The organism is Pantoea sp. S62, assembly GCF_016658625.1.
Taxonomy (GTDB): Bacteria; Pseudomonadota; Gammaproteobacteria; order Enterobacterales; family Enterobacteriaceae; genus Pantoea; species Pantoea vagans.
Window position 1 is genome coordinate 206,437 of sequence record NZ_JACVVI010000003.1, and the last position, 19,458, is coordinate 225,894.

The 19,458-nt window shown below is 54.8% G+C and carries 15 protein-coding genes; 8 read left to right on the forward strand and 7 right to left on the reverse strand.

The features are described from left to right. The first annotated feature begins 6 nt into the window (after positions 1-6). From IBT54_RS06085 to IBT54_RS06095, 3 genes are all read left to right on the forward strand, one after another. On the forward strand, positions 7-1,494 hold the full coding sequence (locus tag IBT54_RS06085) for a carboxypeptidase M32 (RefSeq protein ID WP_201251817.1): 1,488 nt from the start codon (positions 7-9) through the stop codon (positions 1,492-1,494). Between the two features lie 159 nt (positions 1,495-1,653). Then, positions 1,654-2,178 (forward strand): acid resistance repetitive basic protein Asr, encoded by a 525-nt coding sequence (gene asr / locus IBT54_RS06090; protein WP_013357956.1) that lies wholly within the window; start codon positions 1,654-1,656, stop codon positions 2,176-2,178. Positions 2,179-2,472: 294 nt separating this feature from the next. Further along, positions 2,473-3,282, forward strand: a complete 810-nt coding sequence (locus IBT54_RS06095) for a serine protease (RefSeq protein WP_008925243.1) — start codon at positions 2,473-2,475, stop codon at positions 3,280-3,282. A gap of 52 nt (positions 3,283-3,334) precedes the next feature. Here IBT54_RS06095 and hrpA read toward each other — a convergent pair whose 3' ends face one another. Next, complete coding sequence (gene hrpA, locus IBT54_RS06100) at positions 3,335-7,237, reverse strand: ATP-dependent RNA helicase HrpA (RefSeq protein ID WP_201251818.1); 3,903 nt, start codon at positions 7,235-7,237, stop codon at positions 3,335-3,337. A gap of 256 nt (positions 7,238-7,493) precedes the next feature. Between hrpA and IBT54_RS06105 the strand changes: the two genes are divergently transcribed. Continuing rightward, positions 7,494-8,093: an FMN-dependent NADH-azoreductase gene (locus IBT54_RS06105; protein WP_013357959.1), complete on the forward strand. Its 600-nt coding sequence runs from the start codon at positions 7,494-7,496 to the stop codon at positions 8,091-8,093. Positions 8,094-8,154: 61 nt separating this feature from the next. Here the strand turns inward: IBT54_RS06105 and IBT54_RS06110 are convergent, their stop codons facing one another. Genes IBT54_RS06110 through IBT54_RS06120 form a run of 3 tightly spaced genes read right to left on the reverse strand, consistent with a single transcriptional unit; the run spans position 8,155 to position 11,317 of the window. Next, positions 8,155-8,493, reverse strand: coding sequence for a YdbL family protein (locus tag IBT54_RS06110; RefSeq protein ID WP_201251819.1), 339 nt, complete (start codon positions 8,491-8,493; stop codon positions 8,155-8,157). Between the two features lie 11 nt (positions 8,494-8,504). Continuing rightward, entirely contained in the window at positions 8,505-8,693 is a 189-nt protein-coding gene (locus IBT54_RS06115; RefSeq protein ID WP_013357961.1) for a YnbE family lipoprotein, read from the reverse strand. Further along, positions 8,690-11,317: a YdbH family protein gene (locus IBT54_RS06120; protein ID WP_304622270.1), complete on the reverse strand. Its 2,628-nt coding sequence runs from the start codon at positions 11,315-11,317 to the stop codon at positions 8,690-8,692. Before IBT54_RS06120 ends, IBT54_RS06115 begins: the two co-directional genes overlap by 4 nt. Positions 11,318-11,462: 145 nt before the next feature. Between IBT54_RS06120 and IBT54_RS06125 the strand changes: the two genes are divergently transcribed. Next, positions 11,463-12,455, forward strand: a complete 993-nt coding sequence (locus IBT54_RS06125) for a 2-hydroxyacid dehydrogenase (RefSeq protein WP_147789181.1) — start codon at positions 11,463-11,465, stop codon at positions 12,453-12,455. 46 nt (positions 12,456-12,501) lie between these two features. Here the strand turns inward: IBT54_RS06125 and IBT54_RS06130 are convergent, their stop codons facing one another. Continuing rightward, positions 12,502-12,777, reverse strand: coding sequence for a DUF333 domain-containing protein (locus IBT54_RS06130; protein ID WP_003853763.1), 276 nt, complete (start codon positions 12,775-12,777; stop codon positions 12,502-12,504). 184 nt (positions 12,778-12,961) lie between these two features. Between IBT54_RS06130 and IBT54_RS06135 the strand changes: the two genes are divergently transcribed. The 3 genes from IBT54_RS06135 (at position 12,962) to ttcA (ending at position 16,166) form a co-directional block, all read left to right on the forward strand. Further along, a complete protein-coding gene (locus IBT54_RS06135; protein ID WP_013357964.1) occupies positions 12,962-13,618 on the forward strand; it encodes an MgtC/SapB family protein in 657 nt (218 codons plus the stop codon). Between the two features lie 219 nt (positions 13,619-13,837). Then, positions 13,838-14,104 carry a hypothetical protein gene (locus IBT54_RS06140; protein ID WP_201251820.1) on the forward strand — a complete coding sequence of 89 codons (267 nt, stop codon included), beginning with the start codon at positions 13,838-13,840 and terminating at the stop codon, positions 14,102-14,104. A gap of 1,126 nt (positions 14,105-15,230) precedes the next feature. Further along, a complete protein-coding gene (ttcA, locus tag IBT54_RS06145; protein ID WP_033783198.1) occupies positions 15,231-16,166 on the forward strand; it encodes a tRNA 2-thiocytidine(32) synthetase TtcA in 936 nt (311 codons plus the stop codon). Positions 16,167-16,658: 492 nt separating this feature from the next. Here ttcA and zntB read toward each other — a convergent pair whose 3' ends face one another. Further along, positions 16,659-17,642, reverse strand: coding sequence for a zinc transporter ZntB (gene zntB, locus IBT54_RS06150; protein ID WP_013357970.1), 984 nt, complete (start codon positions 17,640-17,642; stop codon positions 16,659-16,661). A 118-nt stretch (positions 17,643-17,760) separates the two neighbouring features. Continuing rightward, entirely contained in the window at positions 17,761-19,380 is a 1,620-nt protein-coding gene (locus IBT54_RS06155) for an ABC transporter substrate-binding protein (RefSeq protein WP_095707144.1), read from the reverse strand. Between the last annotated feature and the right edge of the window lie 78 nt (positions 19,381-19,458).

Genomic DNA, 19,458 nt, shown 5'->3' on the forward strand with positions numbered 1-19,458 from the left:
TCTTACGTGACCTCAGCGTATCAACAACTGACCAAAACCTTCCAGCGCCTTTCCCGTTTCAGTCACGTCACGGCTATCGCTGGCTGTGACATGCAAACCACCATGCCGCCAGGCGGTAGTCAGGCGCGTGGTGAAGCACTGGCCGAAATGAGCGTGTTGCAGCACCAGATCCTGACCGCCCCGCAGGTCGGTGAGTGGCTAAAGGCTGCTGAGCAGCAGTCCCTGAACGATGTCGAGCGGGCCAATCTCAACGAGATGCAGCGCGCCTATCAGCAGGCCACCCTGCTTCCTGATGATTTTGTGGAAGCCAAATCGATCGCCGGTTCAGTATGTGAACATGCGTGGCGCACTCAGCGTCCCGCTAACGACTGGCAGGGCTTTGCCGCCAACCTCAAAGAAGTCGTACGGCTGAGCCGCGAAGAGGCACAGCGTCGCGCTGACGCCAGTGGCTGTTCGCGTTACGATGCGCTGCTGGATCTCTATGAGCCGGGTATGACACGCGCCCGACTGGATGAAACCTTTGGCGAGCTGAAAACCTGGCTGCCCGCTTTGCTGCAGCAGGTTGTGGAAAAACAGGCACAGCAGCCATTTATCACGCCGCAGGGGCCGTTCGCCGTTCCAGCGCAGCGTCAGCTCGGTCTGAGCATTATGGAGACGCTGGGTTTCGACTTTAACCATGGCCGCCTCGACATCAGTGCGCATCCCTTCTGTGGCGGCGTCCCGGAAGATGTACGCATCACCACCCGTTACAACGAGAATGAGTTTCTCAGCGCCATGATGGGCGTGATTCACGAAACCGGTCATGCCCGCTATGAGCAGAATCTGCCGCAGCAGTGGCGCGGTCAGCCGGTGGCGCTGGCGCGCTCCACGGCTATTCATGAATCACAAAGCCTGTTTATGGAGATGCAACTGGGTCGCAGCCGCGAATTCCTGCAGCGCATTCTGCCGCAGGTGATCGCGACCTTTGGCGATCAGCCCGCCCTGCAGGCGGATAATTTCGTGCGCCTGACTCAGCAGGTGAAACCAGGCCTGATCCGGGTTGACGCCGATGAGCTGAGCTACCCGGCGCATGTCATTCTGCGCTATGAAATTGAGCAGGCGCTGATTGAAGGCGAGATTGAGGTTGAGGACATCCCGGCGTTATGGGATGAGAAGATGATGCAGTCGCTGGGGCTGGATACCCGCGGTAACTACCGCGATGGCTGTATGCAGGATATCCACTGGACCGACGGTGCATTTGGTTACTTCCCGACCTATACGCTTGGCGCGATGTATGCCGCACAGCTGTTCCGGTCGGTACAGAACGCCATTCCTCAGCTCAGCGAGCTGATTCAGCACGGTGAACTGCAGCCGGTATTTGACTGGCTGCAACAGAACATCTGGCAGCACGGCAGCCGTTTCTCCACTGACCAGCTGCTGATCAATGCCACCGGCGAAGCCCTGAATCCGGCTTTCCTCCGCCAGCATCTTGAACAACGCTACCTGAATAGCTAAGCTTCCGGGCGGTCTGCTGACCGCCCTTTCCCGCCTTTGTACAATCGGTTACACGCCGATACCAAACACCCACGGACACCGTTCATTGATTTCCCTATAGTCTCTTCACCGGCCCCGCAGTGGGCTACACATGAAAAAATAGTCTCCGAGGGATTTGCAATGAAAAAATTATTTGCACTGGTTGTCGCCGCTGCTATGGGTATGTCTTCTGTTGCTTTCGCTGCTGACACCACAGCTGCTCCAGCTGCTGCGCCAGCCGCAACAACTACTACTACCGCTGCAGCACCGGCTAAAACCGTTCACAAAACTGCGCACAAGAAACACCATAAAGCAGCTCAGAAAGCCCAGGCTGCTAAGAAACACCACAAAAAAGCAGTGAAAAAAGATGCCGCGCAGAAAGCGCAGGCTGCTAAAAAAGTGCACCACAAGAAAGCGGTAAAACCTGCTGCACAGAAAGCGCAGGCCGCTAAAAAAGTTCACCACAAAAAAGCAACTAAACCAGCCGCTCAGAAAGCCCAGGCTGCTAAAAAAGTTCACCACAAAAAAGTAACTCAGCCAGCGGCTCAGAAAGCCCAGGCTGCTAAGAAAGTTCATCACAAAAAAGTGGTAAAACCTGCTCAGAAAGCGCAGGCCGCTAAAAAAGTTCACCACAAAAAAGTTGTGAAACCAGCAGCTAAAAACTAAGGTCGCCTTCAGCGCACGGCCACGAGTTGATAATTAAAAACACCCGGTTCTGCCGGGTGTTTCTTTACTGGAGTGGATGAAATGACGAGAGTGGATGAAATAGTGCGTCGCTATCGCTTCGAAATTATTCTGCTTGTTATGATCCTGTGTGGCATTGTTGCAGCCAGTTTTTTTATTTAGCCGCTGTAGCGTACTGATTAACCAATAAAACTCCCTTTTTCAACGCTCACCGACTATAGTTACCGTACTTACGTAATAACAATAACGTTAATTTTTCTCGCCATTGAGATTTCTATGCGCCTGGCTACCCTGTTAATGGTTGGACTCTTCAGCTTTGCCACCACGGTTCACGCCGATGATGACGATGACTCGCCCACTCCTGCTGAAATTAAGATGCTGTTCTTCGGCAAGGATCATCGCCAGGCAATCACCGATATTACCGCTGCCCCCTGGGATGCCATTGGTCAGCTGGAAACCGAAAGCGGCAACCTCTGTACTGCCACGCTCATCTCTCCGCATCTGGCGCTGACGGCCGGACACTGTCTGCTCTCCCCGCCGGGTAATTTCGATAAGCCGGTTGCGCTGCGATTTATGGCCAGTGATAAAGGCTGGCGCTACGAACTTCATGATATTGATGCGCGGGTTGAACCCTCGCTGGCATCAAAATTAAAAGCGGATGGTGAAGGCTGGATCGTGCCGAGCAGTGCTGCGCCCTATGATTATGGCATCGTAATTTTACGCAATCCGCCCTCCGCGATTACGCCGATTCCATTGTTCGATGGCTCACGCAGCGATCTTACTGCGGCACTGAAGCTGACCGGACGCAAAGTGACGCAGGCAGGCTATCCGGCCGATCATCTGGATACGCTCTACTCTCACAGTGATTGCCTGATTACCGGCTGGGCGCAGCGCGCCGTGCTGTCGCATCAGTGTGATACCCTGCCGGGTGACAGTGGTTCACCGCTGCTGCTCAAAAGTGATAAAGGCTGGCAGTTAATCGCGGTACAAAGCTCTGCGCCGGCAGCCAAAGATCGCTATCTGGCTGATAACCGCGCGATTTCGGTCACCTCATTTAAAGATAAGCTGGAATCTCTCGCGCAGTAATCTTTCTTACCCTTCATAGGATGCGCGCCTGTTACGGCGCGCATCCTGGCTTTTACCCTGCTATCTGCTCCATTGTCTGCAGAATTCGCTTCTCTGAGATGGGATACGGCGTACCCAGTTGCTGAGCAAAGTAGCTGATACGCAGCTCCTCAATCATCCAGCGAATGTTCTTCACCTCTTCATCATCCTGACGCTGCGGCGGCAATTTGTTGCGCCACGCCTGATACGCCTGTTCCACTGCCTGCACTTTTAACATGCGCGCGCGATCGCTGTGAGGATCGGCAGGCAGTTTTTCCAGCCGCCGCTCAATGCCATGCAGGTAACGCAGCGTATCCGCCAGTCGCTGCCAGCCGTTGCCGGTGACAAAGCCGCGATAAACCAGACCACTTAATTGCGCCTTGATGTCGGACAACGCCAACGCCATCGTCATATCGACCCGGCCTTTGAGACGCTTATTGATGTTGAAGACGGCCGTCAGGATCTGCTCAACCTGCTTCGCAATGGTCACGACGGTCTCATTGAGTTCGCCGCGAACTTTGTCACGCAACTGCTCAAACGAGGTCTGATCCCAGGCCGGACCGCCCGCTTCACCCATCAGTTTGTCGATGCCACAGGCGATGCAGTCATCAATCAGCTCCAGCACTTTGCCATAAGGGTTGAAGTAAAGTCCGAGCTTGGCTTTGTTCGGCAACTTCTCGTGCAGATATTTAACCGGTGACGGCACATTCAGGAGCAGCAGACGACGCTGACCGCGCCACATCATTTTCTGCTGCTCCTGCTCGCTGTCAAACAGGCGAATGGCGACGCTCTCTTTCTCATCGACCAGCGCAGGCCAGGCTTTGACCTGATAGCTACCGCGCTTCTGTTCGTAGCTGCGCGGCAGTTCACCAAAGCTCCAGATATGCAGACCGCTCTGCTCCAGCCCGTCATCTGCCACTTTTGACAGCGTCTCCTGCACCTTGCCTTTCAGCTGTGCCTTGAGCGCGCTGAGATCTTTACCTTCCAGCAGTTTACGGTTGTGCTCATCCACCACCCGGAAGGTCATTTTCAGATGATCGGGCACCTGTTCCCACTGCCAGTTTTCCCGCTCCAGCGTGACGCCGGCCATGCGGCGAAACTCACGGGACAGCGCATCGGGAAGCGGCATCTCCATTGCGTTGACGCGTCCCAGGAACGCCTCGGCATAGTTGGGTGCCGGCACCAGGTTGCGGCGCAGCGGCTTGGGCAGTGACTTAATCAGCGCGATGATCAGCTCACGGCGTACCCCGGGGATCTGCCATTCAAAACCGCTATCTTCAATCTGATTCAGCAGCGGCAGCGGAATATGTACCGTCACGCCATCCGCATCGGCACCCGGCTCAAACTGGTAACTCAGCTTCAGTTTAAGGTTGCCCTGATGCCAGAAGTTAGGGTAATCAAGCTGGCTGACCTTATCCGCGCCCTCTTTGATCAGCATTTGTTTGTCGAAGTTCAGCAGCTCCGCATTTTCACGGCTGGCCTTTTTCCACCAGCTGTCGAAATGCTTCGCTGAGACCACCTCTTTGCCAATGCGCTGGTCATAAAAAGCAAACAGCGTTTCGTCATCCACCAGAATATCGCGACGGCGGGATTTGTGTTCCAGATCTTCGACTTCACTGCGCAGCTTCTGGTTAGCACGGAAGAAGGCGTGACGCGTCTGCCAGTCGCCCTCCACCAGCGCGTGACGGATAAACAGCTCACGGCTCAGAGTAGGATCAATGCTGCCATAGTTTACCTTGCGGGCGGCCACAATCGGCAGGCCATAGAGCGTAACCTTCTCGGCAGCCATTACCGCGCCCTGCGATTTCTCCCAGTGCGGTTCACTGTAGCTGCGCTTGATCAGGTGCTGCGCCAGCGGCTCAATCCACTCCGGCTCAATCCGCCCCGCCGTGCGGCCCCAAAGGCGGCTGGTTTCAACCAGTTCTGCCACCATGGCCCATTTCGGCGGCTTCTTAAACAGCCCGGAACCCGGGAAAATCGAGAAGCGGGTATTGCGTGCGCCGGTGTACTCCTGCTTGTCGGTGTCCTTCTGGCCGATGTGCGACAGCAGACCGCTAAGCAGCGCGCAGTGAACGGGCTGCAGCTCAGCCGGTTCGCTGTTAACCGGAATGCCCAGTTCTCGCACCACCTGCCGCAGCTGGGTATAAATATCCTGCCATTCCCGTACGCGCAGATAGTTCAGGAAGTCGCTTTTGCACTGGCGGCGGAAAAGGTTGCCCGACAGGGCTTTCTGCTGCTCCGCCAGGTAGTTCCAGAGGTTCACATAGGCGAGGAAGTCGGAGTCTTTGTCGGCAAAGCGCCGGTGCTTCTCATCGGACGCCTGCTTTTTCTCTGCCGGGCGCTCGCGCGGGTCCTGAATCGACAGACCGGCGGTGATGATCATCACTTCACGCACGCAGCCAAATTTCTGCGCTTCCAGCACCATTCGTGCCAGACGCGGATCGACCGGCAACTGTGCCAGCTGACGACCGGAGCCGGTGAGTTTGTAGTGTCCGCTCTCCTCATTCAGGGTCAGCGCACCCAGCTCTTCCAGCAGGCGGACGCCATCCTGAATGTTGCGCTTATCGGGCGCTTCCACAAACGGGAAAGCAGCGATATCGCCGAGTCCCAGCGAGGTCATCTGCAGGATCACCGATGCCAGGTTGGTACGCAGGATTTCCGGATCGGTAAAGGCCGGACGGCTCAGGAAGTCATCTTCCGAGTAGAGACGAATACAGATACCGTCTGAAACACGGCCGCAACGCCCTTTTCGCTGGTTGGCGGAGGCCTGCGATATCGGCTCAATCGGCAGGCGCTGCACCTTGGTGCGGAAGCTGTAGCGACTGATACGTGCCGTACCGGGATCGATAACATATTTGATCCCAGGCACCGTCAGTGAAGTTTCCGCCACGTTGGTCGCCAGCACGATGCGACGGCCACTGTGCGACTGAAATACCCGGTTCTGTTCGGCGTTCGACAGTCGCGCATAGAGCGGCAGCACTTCGGTGTGCGGCAGGTCGCGTTTATTCAGCGCATCGGCGGTGTCGCGGATTTCGCGCTCACCGCTCATGAAAATCAGAATATCGCCGCGACTCTCGCGTCCCAGCTCATCCACCGCATCAAATATCGCCTGCAGCTGATCGCGATCGCCATCATCCGCTTCTTCAACCACCGGCCGGTAGCGCACTTCGACCGGGTAAGTCCGGCCGGAAACTTCAATCACCGGCGCGTTGTTGAAGTGCCGCGAGAAGCGCTGCGGATCGATGGTCGCCGAGGTAATAATCACTTTCAGATCGGGGCGGCGCGGCAGCAGCTCACGCAGATAACCGAGCAGGAAATCGATATTCAGGCTGCGCTCGTGCGCCTCATCAATGATGATGGTGTCATATTGCATCAGCAGGCGATCCTGCTGGATCTCCGCCAGCAGGATACCGTCGGTCATCAGTTTAATCTGCGTCAGGTCGCTGACCTGGTCGTTAAACCGCACCTTATAGCCGACACAGCCGCCCAGTGAGGTACTGAGCTCATCAGCAATGCGATTCGCCACAGTGCGCGCAGCCAGACGACGCGGCTGCGTATGACCAATTAACCCGGTGATACCGCGTCCCAGCGCCAGACAGATTTTCGGCAGCTGCGTGGTTTTACCTGAACCGGTTTCACCCGCAACAATCACCACCTGATTGTCGCGAATCGCCGCCGCAATATCCTGCTGCTTCTGACTGACCGGCAGATTGTCCGGGAATGTTATGGCTGGCGTTGCCGCGCGGCGCTGGGCCACGCGCTGTTCAGCAGCAATAAATTCCTGCTCCAGCTCGCGGGCAATGCCCTGCTGTGCCTCGGGATTTTTAGCTTTTCTGGCACCCTGCAAGCGGCGCTGCAGACGCTGGCGATCGCGCAGCATGACACCGTCGAGCCGTGGCCAGAGCGCTGCCAGTGGGGAAGTATCGGGAGATGACATAATAGTGACAACCTTACTCAGACGGTGTCGCTGCCTGAAGCAGCGCCCTGCAAGCCGGGATAACCAGCTGATTCAATAAATATAATTGTGCGCATCATAGCACATTCTGAACCGTTCCGGCGGCTCGCCCCGGTTACGCTTATTCAATAAATTCGAACATGGGTCTCGAAATATTGCGCTTTCACCGCGCCATCGATAACCGTAGAGTGTAAACCATTGAGCGGAAAGTCTTCCGCGTAACAGACAGGAAACCACCATGAGCAAAGTTTTAGTTCTGAAATCAAGCATCCTTGCAGGCTACTCACAGTCAAGCCAGCTCGCTGACTTCTACATCGAACAGGCAAAGGCACAGGGTAAAGACGTCACTGTACGTGATCTGGCCGCTAACCCGATTCCGGTTCTGGATGGTGAGTTAGTGGGTGCAATGCGCCCATCCGAAACGCCGCTGTCACCCCGTCAGCAGGAAGCACTGGATCTGTCCGATGAACTGATTGCAGAACTGCAGGCTCATGATGAAGTGGTGATTGCCGCGCCAATGTACAACTTCAACATTCCAACCCAGCTGAAAAACTACTTCGACCTGATTGCCCGTGCTGGCGTGACGTTCCGCTACACCGAAGCAGGCCCGGAAGGTCTGGTTAAAGGCAAAAAGGCTGTGGTGATCTCCAGCCGTGGCGGTATTCACAAAGATACCCCAACTGACCTGCTGACCCCTTACGTTAAGCTGTTCCTGGGCTTCATCGGCATCACTGACGTTGAGTTCGTGTTTGCTGAAGGCATCGCGTACGGTCCGGAAGTGGCCAGCAAAGCGACCGCTGAAGCAAAAGACACAATTAAGCAGATCGTGACCGCATAAATCTCAGTCATCTCAGGATGACGCTGAAAACCGGGCCATGCGCCCGGTTTTTTTTCGCCTGTCACTGGCCGCTGCCTGCTTCCTTTCTCAGCCACTGACCGTTAATGCCGCGCACATATTCCCCCACGGCCGCTCGGCTCACCAGCTTCTGTCCGGCAATACTGGCGATATCAGCCGTGGAGAGATTATTCTGCTCTGCCAGCCGCTGATACTCCTGCTTACGTCCGGCATTAATCCGCTGCACCAGCGCCAGCGTTTCACTGTCCTGTGACCGTGCCGCCAGATAGCCTGAGAGCGTTTCACCTGCCAGACCCGCTTGCCGCGCTTCATCGAGCGTCAGTGCCCAGGCAGGCTGCGCCATCGCCAGGGCAAGTAACAGCGCCGCACTTATGCGTTTCATCGTTGCTCTCCTCAGAACAGACCGCTCTGGTTTTTCAGTAACGCTTCCACATCCTTGTCGACTTTGATGTGAATCTCATGCTCGATTCTTACGTTCATATTAATGGTGATGGGATCTTTGGGTGCCGTGACTTCGATGCGCGGCACACAGCCGATGCTCAGCAGTCCGGCTGCCAGAACCAGTAATGGCCTCAGGCTCATGGTGAATTGTCCTTGTTCGATGGCAAAGTCGCATGTTGCTCTAACCAGGATTGCAAATTATCGCCGAAGCGCAGGCTGCGCCAGAGCTGAAACAGGTTTTCCTGATGATGATAGTTAAGATTGACCGTCTGCCGACGGTTACTGAACTGGCTGACGCCCTGCACCTGTGCTTCCATAGTAAGGTCGCCGAGGTTATCCAGATTGATCGTGGCCCAGCTGCGGGAGACCTCCATATAGCGTAACCAGTCCAGCGCCGCGCCGGTCGCTACGTTGTTGCGGGTAATGGCATCCGCCATATCTTTATCCAGCCGGAAGGTCAGCGGGCCGCTGTTGGCAATCCATCCCTTCTCCACCAGCCAGCGCGGATTATTGAGCCACAGCGGCAGCTCGCCGTTAACCTTGCCCGACATGGCGAACTGTTTCGGCTTCAGTGCCGTCACCAGCTCGCTGAGGCTGATTTGACGCAGCGACACCCGGGCGGGTTCATGCTGCGGCATGCGCAGGGAGGGCAGCGTGATTTGTCCGCCCAGCAGATCCAGGCTGACATCCTGCAGCGTCAGCGGCGCCTTTTCAGACCATGGCCAGTTCCCCTGCAGGTCGGCACGAATATTTTGCATCGCAAACTGGTTCTTCACCTCGGCAATGCGCAGTGAAACCGGGCCATGCTGACCAAACTGCCACTGCTGCTCGTGGAATCTGAACGGCAGCGAGAAGTCGATACCGTTTACCTGGCTGTCCGGCGTCCAGACGCTGCCCTGTTTAACCGTCCAGTGGCCCCCGGCCTGGAAGCCCTGATCGCTGGCGGCGGAAAAAGCGACCTGTGCCTGCAGACTGCCGCCCTGAATCTGCATTTTCATGTCGGGGCTGATCAGCGGCTGAAATACCGTCAGCGACTGAGCTGGCCACCAGGCCTGGCCGCGTAATCGTTCGCCATCCCAGCGACCATTCACCCGCAGCGGGCCAACCTTGCCCGCTTTTAACTCGCCCCGCCAGAGGAAATAGCCGGGATCCCGGCCTTTAGCTTCAAAGTCGAGCACTGAGTCAGCCAGACGGCCGCCATAAGTGAAGCGGGTCGGTCCCGCCTGCAGTCTGAAATGACCATTAAAAGAAGGATGTGCCGCATCACGCTGCCAGTTTACCGGCTCAGTCAGCGTCAGACGCGGTTTTGCTATGTTGACGCTGCCGTAGGCCAGCTGATTAAAGCCGGCAGACAGAGTATCAAGCTGGATCAGTGTGTCATGCCAGCCGCCGGTTCCTTTAACATCCCAGCGAGCCTGCAGCGGCAGCATTTCGCCTCCGCCCCAGTAGCGCCAGTTCCATTCACCCTTATCGGGCCAGAAATCTGTGGCGCGGCCATCGAGATGCAGCCGGAAGCGGCCAAAACTGGCATCGTGTGCGTTGAGAATCGCCTGCAGGCGACCATCTATGCCCTGTGAGGAGAGACGCACACCCGCCAGCGGCCAGCGCGCCTCATCCACTTCCAGCGTTGACAGCAGCCGGCCACGCAGACGCAGCAGCGATTTAGGTTGCAGCACCAGTTGAGGATCGAGCAGCGAACCACTAAGCACACCCGGAATCGAGCCGTAAAGTTGCAGATCGGCCAGTTTGCTTTCACCGGTCAGCTGAAACGGCAGGTTGCTGTTGGTCAGGCTAAGGTTACCGGGACCGACGCCCAGCACCACGTTGCCCTTGCCGCCGCGTCCCTGCGTCAGCAGGTTAACACGACCCGTAATCTGGCTGCCTTCAAGGCCCGACTGCCAGTTATCCAGCGTCAGGTTAACAAACCCAGACAAGGGCTGGTCCACCAGTGGCCAGAAGTATTCGCCCTTTTCAATCCGAATCTGCTCGCGGCTGATCTGCCACGGTAACCGGAGAAGCGGCCTGCTCTCTTCCGCCATTGCTACCCGCAGCTCGCCCTGCTGCTGCTGCCAGTTGAGCGTCAGCTGCAGCGGATGTGGCAGCGCGTCCAGCGCCAGCTGCCCGGCCACCTCACCGTTTACCGGCAGATCTGTAGCAAAAGTGGGTAACGTCAGATGACCACTCAGCGTGACGGGTTCAGGCAGTGCAGGATGGGTGAGCGTCAGGTCACGGATAGCGAGCTGCTGACCGGTCAGCGTGGCCGCCAGCTGCAGATTATCGCCGTGGTAATTGAGTTGCTGGCGATCTTTTTCCAGCGTGAGATCCAGCGCGCCCGCATAGGTCTGCCAGGGCGCGACAATCAGTTTGCCCAGATGAACGTCGGCGCCAGGCAGCATTGCCTGCCATTCGGCCAGCGTTTTAGGCGCAACCGTACTGTTACTGGCCGGTAGTTTTTGCAGGCAGTCACTATCCAGCGTCAGCGCTTCCGCATTGAGTTTCCAGCGCGACTGATGCCAGCCCAGTGACACCGCCGTTATGGTGGCCAGCGAGCAATCACCGGCGAGATAACGAATCTGAGGCAACCACAGTCCACCGTTCCGCCAGCGCGGCGCGCCTGACAGCGCAATGCGCGTCCCGTCAGGCAGCCAGATGCCGGCCAGCCGTGGCAGCCATTGCGTCACAGTCAACATCAGGCCCAGCAGCAGCAGAATCAGCGCCAGAATAGCCGCCAGCCGTCGCCGGAAAATCCGTGGCATAAAAGCCATAATCCTTTTCCTTACAGTATCCTGACAGGAATGATGGCATGTAATCTGCCAGAGGTGAAGGCCTGCACCAGGCGCAAATCAGCTGTTTCAGCAAAGTCAGTCAGAAAACGTTATCCTTGGTTTATCACTCTGCAGGAGCATAACGATGAAGATCGCGGTTTACAGCACCAAACATTACGATCAGAAATACCTTGAGCAGGTTAATCAGCAGTTCGGTTTTGAACTGGTGTTTTTTGACTTTTTACTCTCTGAAAGCACGGCCAAAACTGCTGTGGGTTGCGATGCCGTCTGCATCTTCGTAAACGATGACGGGAGTCGCCCGGTGCTGGAAGAGCTGGCTGGGCTGGGTGTGAAATACATCGCGCTGCGCTGTGCCGGTTTCAATAATGTCGATCTGGCTGCCGCGAAAGAGCTGGGTCTGGAAGTCGTCCGGGTTCCGGCCTACTCACCGGAAGCGGTGGCTGAACACGCGATCGGCCTGATGATGACCCTGAACCGCCGTATTCATCGTGCATATCAGCGTACCCGTGATGCAAACTTTTCGCTCGATGGCCTGACCGGTTTTAACATGCACAACAAAACTGCGGGCGTTATCGGCACCGGTAAAATCGGGATTGCGACGATGCGCATTCTGAAAGGATTTGGTATGCGGCTGCTGGCATTTGACCCTTACCCCAGCGAGCAGGCACTGGAGCTGGGCGCGGAGTATGTCGATCTGAAAACGCTGTTTGCTGAATCCCACGTCATTACGCTGCACTGCCCGCTGACGCCAGAGAATCATCATCTGCTTAACGCTGACGCGTTTAAACAGATGCGCGATGGCGTGATGATTATCAACACCAGTCGCGGTGGTCTGATTGATTCACAGGCGGCGATTGACGCGCTGAAACAGCAGAAGATCGGCGCGCTCGGCATGGATGTTTACGAGAATGAACGCGACCTGTTCTTTGAAGATAAGTCGAATGATGTGATTCAGGACGATGTATTCCGCCGTCTGTCGGCGTGCCATAACGTGTTGTTCACCGGCCATCAGGCGTTTTTAACCGCCGAAGCGCTGACCGCCATTTCTGAAACGACGCTGAGTAATCTCAGCCAGCTCGACCGTGGTGAGGAGTGTCCGAACCGACTCTCTGCCTGATTATTCTCTGTATAGCTATGCGGGCCGGAGCAATCCGGCCTGTTCATCAGCGCGCGCAATTTCCGCCAATTAACGCCTGCTCATCACAGCGACGGCCATTCACTAACTGACACATTCCCACACGCGATCCATCCAGCTGATGCGAGAAGGCCAGCGTTCCACCCGCATTCGAACAGGTGCTTTCTGCCAGGGAAGACATCACCACCCGTGGCTGGATATGGGCGGCGGTGGCTTGTTGTGGTGGCTCGTTATCATCACTGTTGCTGCTGCAGGCAGAGAGTAATAGCGCGGCACCGGCCAGCAAAAAGGTGGCTGCTTTCATCAGTCGGACTCCGGGAATGGGTGTAATAGGCTGGCTCAGCATATGTCAGGCGGCACAAGGGGTCGAGAGGTGAAACAGCTTTTTACAAAATTCTCCGGCGTCATTTGCAAGCAGAATTATCTTGTTTACCTGCTATCGCTGAACTGTCACCCTTTTGCGGCCCCTTTTATTTCGGAGTAAAGCCATGTTAATGGATATGTTAATTCGCATCGCCCTTGCCGGCATTCTCGGCGGCCTGATTGGTCTGGAGCGGCAGATGCGGGCTAAAGAAGCGGGATTGCGTACTCATATTCTGGTCGGAATCGGCAGTGCCATGTTCATGCTGGTGTCGAAATATGGCTTCGCCGACATGCTCAGCAGCGACCATGTGGCCCTTGATCCCAGCCGTATTGCCGCTCAGGTGGTTAGCGGCATGGGCTTTCTTGGCGCGGGCACTATCATGATTCAGAAGCAGGTGGTGAAAGGCTTAACCACCGCTGCGGGATTATGGGTTACGGCGGCGATTGGTCTGGTAATCGGCAGCGGCATGTATGAGATCGGCATTTATGGCACGGTGCTGGCGCTGGTGGTGCTGGAGGTGTTCCGCCGTCTGAGCCATGTTTTAATCGGCAAACACCATACGCTGCTGGTTTTCCTTAAGCCTAAAAGCGTGCCGCTGGTGCTGCTGGTGATGCAGCGCGAAGGCATTCGCTACGGCAATGTGACGGTCATTAATCGTGATGAAGAGAGCGGTCTGTGCGAACTGAGTGTTCAGGTGACGCTTTCACGCAAATCAAATGATGCGCACCTTTATGACAAGGTTATGGAGATCAAGGGTGTTCAGTCGCTGGAAATGATGTAATCCCGCCGGAAATAGGCCTCAGACCAGATATCTTCCTGCAGGCATCCGGACATCGCAGAAGGCGATTAGTAGCAGCCAGCGCCTTCTGCCCTCCCCCATCCGAATCCCTCTGCCCGCAAACCAAAGAAGCCACAGCCTGACCTGAGACATAGAGCGAGCCGGTAATTAATGGCATAATCCGTTATTGTTTATCCATGTAATAATTTTTCCCGGGGACCAATGCGCCAAAACTCTGACCATTCTCAAGATACCCTGCCTGCTGCCGCGCGAAAAAATTACCAGCCTTCATTAATGGTGCTGATTTTTACGCTGATTGCGGGCGCGGGTGCTGTGACAATCATGATGATCCTGGATCATCGGAACTCGGTTAATAATGCGCTGGAGACCGGACAATGTCTTGCTGGAGAAGGTGCGGAAGATATTCTGGAAGTACTCAGGCATTTTTTACATCATGCTTATCGCTGGATTTTTCAGGCCTGCGGCTGAATTTAGTGCAGCAAAAAATGGAGTAAACCATGCCGGTTGACCAGCAGCAGAACGCCGCAATACATAACCGCAACATAGCAAAGTAAAAAAAGTATCAGCGTCATAATAAATCTTATGCCGTACTTTTTTATTTTGCGATTTTTATCGGGATGGCTCATTGACATCAAATATTGATTCATTTTTTTCACATTGATAGCCCGACATTAAACGGCTTCACAGGCAGTCTTTATTGACGAAAGGTGCGAACCGAAAGGTCAATGTAAGAGACTCTGTGTAAATGCATATAAGCATAAATGTAAACGCCCGCGCTTACGCAGTCTGCTTATCGGATGTCATGAACATCCCTGATTTTACTGGAAAGTCATTTTTTATTGCGCGCCACATGAATTATAAAACTATCGTTTTTAATGAGATACACAACACGTCAGTGCGTCTGAATTTATTATTATAAACCCGACGGGTCAACGCACATTCAACAAAGCCTGTTTTTAAGATTATCACCTGAAAAATGAAAGCAGCGATTAATATCCGACTTACTGCGAATTTAATGAAAACATTTCCTTTGATGTGCATCAAATCAGAACGATACAACCCGGAATGCATTTAGGCCTGATTGAGTTAAAGCAGCGCATGCTGTGGTTTTTATTAATCCGGTAGTACTGATGAAAATTTTCTTAATTATCTCTGTCATTTTTATGACCGCAGGTTGTGCAGTAAAAAGAGAGCATGCGCGGACTGATGCTTACCCGTCATCACCGCCGTCCTGTTCAACGCACAGTGATGAAATTGATTGTCAGTGGAAAGATGTGCCCGTCAGCTGACATCGCGCAGCTGAAACCTTTTCGAGTCGTCTCAGCCCGCCGGTTTGCTCACGACGAAGCAACACCCGCCCTCTTAGCTTGCGCTCTTTCGCAGTACCGCATTCCGGCAATCATCGCCCTGACGGGAAAGCGGCCTGTGACTCTGACGGCGATTATCCGCTGATTACTTCACTCCAGTACTGGCATTCGCGGCAACAATCCGTACCATACGCTGCATATTCGTGACATCACAGTGAAGTGACCGGCTGGGCGCGCGCATCAATACGCCCTTTAGCTACGCTTTCTGGTTTTTGAGATAGGTAAAAATGCAAGATAATCAAACGGTTGACAAGAAAGAACAGTACAACCTGAATAAACTGCAAAAGCGTTTGCGTCGTAATGTCGGCGAAGCCATTGCAGATTTTAATATGATTGAAGAAGGCGACCGCATCATGGTCTGCCTGTCGGGCGGAAAAGACAGCTACACCATGCTGGAAATTTTGCGCAGCCTGCAAAAAAGCGCACCGGTAAACTTCAGCCTGATTGCCGTCAACCTTGACCAGAAACAGCCGGGCTTCCCTGAGCATATCCTGCCGCAATATCTTGAGTCGCAGGGTGTTGAGTACCGGATTGTCGAAGAAGATACCTATTCTATCGTCAAAGATAAGGTTCCGGAAGGCAAAACGACCTGTTCACTCTGCTCGCGCCTGCGCCGTGGCATTCTCTATCGTGTCGCGACAGAACTAGGTTGCACAAAAATTGCGCTGGGCCACCATCGCGATGACATCCTGCAGACGCTGTTCCTGAACATGTTCTACGGTGGAAAACTGAAAGGCATGCCGCCAAAACTGATGAGCGACGATGGCAAGCAGATTGTGATCCGTCCACTGGCCTACTGCCGTGAGAAAGATATCATTCGTTTCTCCGAAGCACGTCAGTTCCCGATTATTCCGTGCAACCTTTGCGGTTCTCAGCCGAACCTGCAGCGTCAGGTGGTAGCCGATATGCTGCGTGACTGGGATAAGCGCTATCCTGGCCGTATCGAAACCATGTTCAGCGCGATGCAAAACGTGGTGCCGTCGCACCTGGCAGATATCAATCTGTTCGATTTTAAAGGCATCAAACATGGCGATGCCGTCGTTGATGGCGGCGATCTCGCCTTTGACCGGGAAACGCTGCCAGCTCAGCCTGTGGGCTGGCGGGTCGATGAAGACGATGTACCCGATATCAGCGCGCGTCTGGATGTACTACAGATTAAATAAGTGCGGGAAAGTTTAAGGGCGTGCTGCAGGCAGCACGCCCTTTTTTTATATGTTTCGATGGGGCGGTGGATCCATTATCGGCGGAAATTCCGGATCGGTTGGTGGATCAGGCTGCGGTTGCGGCTGGGGAATGGGTTCAGGAATCGGGATTGGATCCGTGGGGATCGGCTCGCTGTTAAGAATCGCGCTCATGCCGTACTCCTTTTCTTACGAATGGAGTTTAAGCTTAGATAAGGAACGGCGTTACAGCCAGGCAGACAAAAAAAAGCCGGCACACTGGCCGGCATGTTTCGAATTAAATGTGCTATGCAATAATTCTAAATATGGAAGTAAGACAATATGGAGCGCAACGCCCATCGCTTGACGTTGCATTCACCTGCGGGAGAGAGTTTGCGTCAGCAGCGACAACGGGTTCTTGATGTCGATCAGCTTTTGCTCGCTTAACGGGATTTTCAGCCCACATATCGTAATTGCCGCATTCCCTTTGGCGCATCAGAGCCAGCGCCGTTTACGCAGATAGCCCGCGACCCCTACTGCCAGCGCCACCAGCAGCAGACAGAAGATTGAAAACCCATATTTCCATTCACCGCCCGGAATGCCGCCCAGGTTGACGCCAAACAGGCCGGTCAGGAACGTGGCGGGCAGAAAGATCATCGCCATCAGTGACATGGTATAGGTGCGGCGGTTCATCGATTCCGCCATCGCAGAGGCGACCTCATCAGCCAGAATCGCGGTGCGCGCCACGCCTGCATCCAGATCGTCCAGCCCGCGTCCCAGACGGTCAGCAATTTCCTGCATCCGGCGGCGTTCGCTATCATCCATCCAGGCCAGTTTTTCACTGGCCAGCCTGGCATAGACATCGCGCTGAGGTGCCATATAACGTCGCATCACAATCAGTTGCTTGCGCAGCAGGCCCAGCTCGCCGCGTGCGGGCATCCGCTGATCAAGCAGCGCATCTTCCAGCTCAATGATTTTGTCATGTAACTCTTCGATAAATTCGCTGGTGTGATCGGTCAGCGCATCACAGACATCCACCAGCCAGCTGCCGCAGTCAATCGGGCCATTGCCGTTTTGCAAATCGGTGAGCACTTCATCGACGGCAGAGACTTTGCGCCGCCGGGTCGAGACGATGAGCTTATCGTTGATAAAGACCCGCATGACCACCAGCTGGTCGCGACGTGCATCGCTATTGTGGTTGACGCTGCGCAGTACGATCATAAACCCGTCGCCCAGTCGGCTGACGCGAGGACGCATGCTGTCGCCTGCTAAGGCGTCACGCACCGTATCGGGGATTTGTGGCGTTGACTGCAGCCATTCGGCGCTCTTGCGATGGGTATAGTTGAGATGCAGCCAGCAGGGCTGCTCACACTGGATGACTTCATCTTCAGCAATCGGAATCATCCCACCCTTGCCATCCAGCTGGCAGGAAATGATGGCATCTGAAACCTGTAATGCTTTTCCTTCAATAACGTCCACACCGTCCCCTCTCTACTAAAATCAATACGATACAGTCTAGCGTGACGGTGTTGAGTTGCAATCTCCGGGCTGTGTAGAAAGATGTCAGCCGATGGCCGGAAAACCGGCCATGACAGGCTTAGTGCTTTTCAATCCAGAGTTCACGGCTGTAGGCGACGTCTTCAGGATTTGTGATGGGATAGCCTTTGACCCAGGGTTTAATGAGGCGGCCATTGGTGTACTGATAGATCGGGGCAATGGGTGTCTGTTCAGCCAGGATCTGCTCCGCCCGGTTGTAGTCGCTGTTGCGCGCCTGGTCATTGGTCTCTTTGCTGGCTTTGGCGATGACCGCATCATAATCCGCGTTGCTGAAACGCGAAATATTGCTGCTGTTGCCTGAGGTCAGCAGATTCAGGAAGGTAGAGGGCTCATTGTAGTCACCCACCCACGAAGCACGGATCACATCAAAGTTCCCGCTATTACGGCTGTCGATATAGGTTTTCCACTCCTGATTCTCCAGCGTGACATCCACCCCGAGGTTCTTTTTCCACATTGAGGCTACGGCAATCGCAATCTTCTGATGGCTTTCAGAGGTGTTATAGAGCAACTTGAGTTTCAAAGGCTTGCCAGGACCATATCCGGCTGATGTCAGAAGTGCTTTCGCCTGCGCGTTCAGGGTGTTCTGATCGTGCTGCTGCATGAAAGTGGGCAAGGGCTTAAAGCCTGCTGTCACATCTGGCGTAAAGTGCCACGCCGGCTTCTCACCGGTGCCCAGCACTTTTTCAGTAATGACTTTACGGTCAATAGACCATGACAGCGCTTTACGAACCCGCACATCGGCAGTCGGTCCCTTCTGCGTATTAAAGGCATAATAATAGGTACCTAACTGGTCAGGTGTGTAGACCTCTCCCGACAACGTTTTTTTCAGCATCGCATACATATTCTTAGGGAAGGATTCGGTGATATCGACATCATTCGCGCGATAGCGCTTGGTGGCGCTCGACTCTTCATTGATCGGGACAAAGGTCACTTTTGTCAGCACCGAATGTGCATCATCCCAGTAGTCCGGATTACGGATCAGGACGATTTTTTCATTTACCACCCGCTCGCTGAGCTGATAGGCCCCGTTGCCCACCAGTTTGCCGGGTGACGTCCAGCTGTCGCCCTCCTGCGCAATCGTCTTCTGAGGAACCGGGAAGAGCGCCACGTTAGCCACCAGCGCCGGGAACCACGGCACCGGACGATCCAGCGTCACTTTCAGCTGCGTTTTACCCTGAGCGATCACACCCAGCTTATCGGGCGTCATTTCGCCTTTGGTAATCGCTGCCGCATTTTCAATGCCGCTTAAGCCCGCGAACCAGGCAAAGGGTGAACTGTTTTTTGGATCGACCAGGCGCTGCCAGCTGTAGACAAAATCCTGCGCAGTCACCGGAGCGCCGTTTGACCAGCGCGCGTTATTGCGCAGGGTGAAGACCCAGGTTTTATTGTCGTTACTGCTCCAGCTCTGTGCCACGCCCGGCACAATCTTGCCCTGTGCATCCTGATTGGTCAGGCCTTCAAACAGATCGCGAATCACCTGAATTTCCGGCAGTCCGACTGCTTTAAGCGGATCAAGTGAAGCGGGTTCATCTTTAATGTGGCGAACGATCTGCTGCTGTTCAGCCAGCTGTGCGCCAGCGGGTGGATTCGCCGCGATAGCGGGTGTGATAACACTGCTCAGACTGATTGCTGCCAGCGTCATACGAAAGGTCTTAACCATCATCACTCCTTTACCCCAAAGAAGTGCTGCATCAGTCTGTTGCTGATACAGCTTGTGCAGGGCACTTTAGCGCAAATG